Genomic DNA, 3283 nt, shown 5'->3' with positions numbered 1-3283 from the left:
AAGAAAATATCCAGTCCCATGAGCGCTAATTCGAAAAGAAGGGCATATTTTCCCCCTCCCCATCCCACAGAGGCATTGCATTTCCATGTTTATTTTTGGAAGCGGTCATTCCAGCGCAGCAACTTTTGTCGCGATCCGTAGCCAAGTGTAGCGGTTCGGGAAATCTCTCGCCAACTTGAGAATCACCTGCCGACTATGCTGGATGATGGTCGCGGCACAGAGGAAAAACTCCTGACGAAACCGGGCAATCGTATACCCGTGATGAACCGGTTCACAGCAGTCGCGTTTAAACCGTTCGTAGAGGTTGTATGCTAACAGCTTGATTAGCAAGTCGATTTCATTCGCGGTGAAGCGGCTTGTCGAAATGCGGTTGATGGAAAAGCCACGCTTGGCTTCCTTGATGTGGTTTTCCATGCAGCAACGCTGGTTGTAGAAATGCCACAGGTCAATCGGCTCCCACTCAAGGCTTGTGACGATCGCTTCATACTGCCAATCTGTATCAAGAAGAAGCCGAGATTGATCCCCATCGTACACCTGTGCTTTGCGGATGACGGCAACACGGCGTGCTTTCTTCCAGGAGGTGGCTTTGTAGACCAGTACAATGCCCTCGATGATCCACTCCTCATCGACAAATCGCTTCCAAACGGAGCAGCGTTGCACTTCCGCTTGAAGTCGCTGGGTCCATTTCAATTTTCCTACATACCCGATTCCTTTGGATTCCCATAAGCCGTAAAAGTCCTCACCGCCAAATCCTTTGTCAAATCGGGCATACTTCACCGGACGATCACCAAGCAATTCGAACGTCTGGCGGAGGAAGTCAGCGGCATTCGTGGATGAATGCGTATTTCCAGCACGAAGAACAGCGTTTAAACACAAACGAGATTGGCCTTCATAAGCCAACAGCGGATGGTAGCTTTTACGTCCCGGTTTGTGGGGATTCGTGCCAACGGCCGCGCCTTTTTGGTGACCAAAAACGGTTTCCACGGTGGAATCCAGATCCATGATGAGTTCATCGGGCAAACCAGGCGCGATGACCTGCTGATTCAACTTTCTCAAGTCGAGTGTGAAAGTTGGTTGCTTACCAAACCGATTCAATTCTTTATACAGCAAGGTGTGGTGTGGACAGCGTCCACCGAGGAAACGTTGCACAAGTGCATCCTGTTGCAACGCTCGAAAATGAAAAAGGCGTTCACAACCGAGTGTCCAGCCGATTATGAGGTAGAGCAGGATGCGAAAAACAGGGAACAGGGAGTGCCTGTGTTTGATGTTGCTCAAGTTCTGCAATGCTTTGTCCAGTTCGATTTTTTCGAGATACTCCAGGAATACTTTGCTTCCACCAACGCTGGAAGCGTGACGCAAGGAAAATTCAGTCTTGATTTTGCTGACGGGTGTGGTAGACTTCACCTAAAAGGTGCTCCTCTCTTTGGGTGATGTTGTTTTCGCAAACACTATTCTACCAAAGATTTGGGCCCTTTTTTCATTTTTCAGGCACAGTTACTTTCGAAATTCAGGATAATCCTTTATAAAACCCAAAAGAAATTATTCTCTGATTTGGTGATTTTTTATTTTGATTTGGAGATACTACCTGCTTCCTAAGCACGAACCCAAAGTACTATCTAAAAAATCAATACTAACAATACCTGTGAGACAACTCATTCCCTCCTAGTAATAGCCCATTTTTAGATAATATATCAAAGAAATTATTATCATTGACTTTTCAGGTTTATAATGGTATTTTTCTATTAGAAAGTTACAAAGTAGGTGGTACATGAAATGTATTCAAAAACAATTGTAAAAATTTTGATTATAGTTTGTATGATGGGCTTAATATTTCAAATCGCAGATCGCATAACACGAGATAGATATGATGTGATAACCGACACTAATATAGAAGAAGTGGTAGCAAAAGAAGGCATTAAAATCTTGGCTGAAACGAGATTAAATGATCTTGATAAACCTCTTGCTCTTCTATTTTATGAGAAAGATAACGAAATAGGCTCCTTTGACATAACTGTGGTAAATGGGGAAACAAATTATGTAAACTCAATAAAGCTAGATCGAAGAAAAGAAAGACCTGTTGAATTTTTAGGTGCAAAAGGAGAAGTTACTTATGTCATGATTTTAATTAATGATACAAAGCTTTTAAAAGAGGGTGAAAAATTAGTTGTAAAATTTAGTAACGCTAGTTCTTATTCAACAGAAATAGTCCCTCATGTCTCAAATTATATTATAACTCATGACAGGTTAAAAAATAGAGAACCCTTGCTGACAAGCTCAGATATTTCGATTTATTCAAAAGAAGGAGACATTATATATCACAATAAATAAGGGGCGGCCATGAATAGGAATATTATTTTGGGCGGATTTAGTTTTCTCATTTTATTATCGTTAGTGATGACTTTCTCTTTTTCAAAAGTTTCCCCTCAAACTCATTCCATTGAGTATGAGGACGCTCCAAAAGGAAAGATAGTGGACTTGTATAATTTTTATTATGCAACGGAAACAATCTTATTATTAAATCAGTATAGCGACCAAGAGTATATTGATAAGATTCATGGAAAATTAAATGATCTAGTAAGTATCGAACATTTGATTCGACCTGAAAATAAAGGGGGGTTATATGATGTTTGGTTGTATGTAAATTCATTAAAATCAAATGAAATAAAACTGGAAAAAATAGATAAAATCATAACTTATCTAAAAGAGCTACAAACAAAAGAAGGATTTTTCTTATCTTACAAAGGTGAGTCTGTAAACGTTGCTCGAAAAAACTACTTATTGTCCTCAAAGATGTCTCTAGATATTATGAGCCACTATAAGAAGGAAATACCCAGTTTACCGGACATTCAAATATGGATAAATAAAGTGTTTCACGATTTAAATACCCATACTTTTGATGATTTTATCTCATACGGAAATTATCTTTATCTAATGAAATATATTGAAGAAACATATTTACCTGAATCCGTGAAAGGGTTACGAATAAGAGAACCATCACTATCAGCTGTAACGATAGGCGCAGAAAGCAGAGGTGATGACTCGATTCACTTGAAAAAGACATCACGAAACAAAGCTTCCCTTGTGCAAAGCTTGAACGGAAACATAGGTTCGCAATCTATTATCCCGACAAGGTCCCGTAAATGCGCTGGAATGTCTGAAACCATGGACTATGTCTTCCGAAGCGGAGCTTCGTTTGTCTGGCATGCTCTACCATTCGAGAGGCCAGCCAGATCAGATTTTCGATGACCGTTTTGACCCGCCTGCGGCTGACTTTGTTTCGAAG

The 3283-nt window shown here is 40.5% G+C and carries 2 protein-coding genes and 1 pseudogene; 1 reads left to right on the top strand and 2 read right to left on the bottom strand.

The annotated features are described in order from the left end of the window. Positions 1 to 105: 105 nt before the first annotated feature. Complete coding sequence (locus ABD76_RS00545; RefSeq protein ID WP_197253375.1) at positions 106 to 1404, bottom strand: IS1380 family transposase; 1299 nt, start codon at positions 1402 to 1404, stop codon at positions 106 to 108. Positions 1405 to 1773: 369 nt separating this feature from the next. On the opposite strand from ABD76_RS00545, the gene ABD76_RS00540 reads away from it, so the two are divergent. Beyond that, positions 1774 to 2328 (top strand): hypothetical protein, encoded by a 555-nt coding sequence (locus ABD76_RS00540; protein WP_197253373.1) that lies wholly within the window; start codon positions 1774 to 1776, stop codon positions 2326 to 2328. Between the two features lie 790 nt (positions 2329 to 3118). Here ABD76_RS00540 and ABD76_RS29065 read toward each other — a convergent pair. After that, positions 3119 to 3283, bottom strand: a pseudogene (locus ABD76_RS29065) (IS1380 family transposase); the annotation flags it as partial.

Source organism: Paenibacillus dendritiformis, from assembly GCF_015845845.1.
In the GTDB taxonomy this organism is placed as follows: domain Bacteria; phylum Bacillota; class Bacilli; order Paenibacillales; family Paenibacillaceae; genus Paenibacillus_B; species Paenibacillus_B dendritiformis_C.
Note: the sequence above shows the minus strand (reverse complement) of the source record. Positions and strands in the feature narration are given on the sequence as shown.

What these genes read in the sequence shown, in the direction of transcription:
- ABD76_RS00540 (WP_197253373.1), top strand. Translation starts at nt 1,774, where the DNA reads ATGTATTCAAAAACAATTGTAAAAATTTTGATTATAGTTTGTATGATG.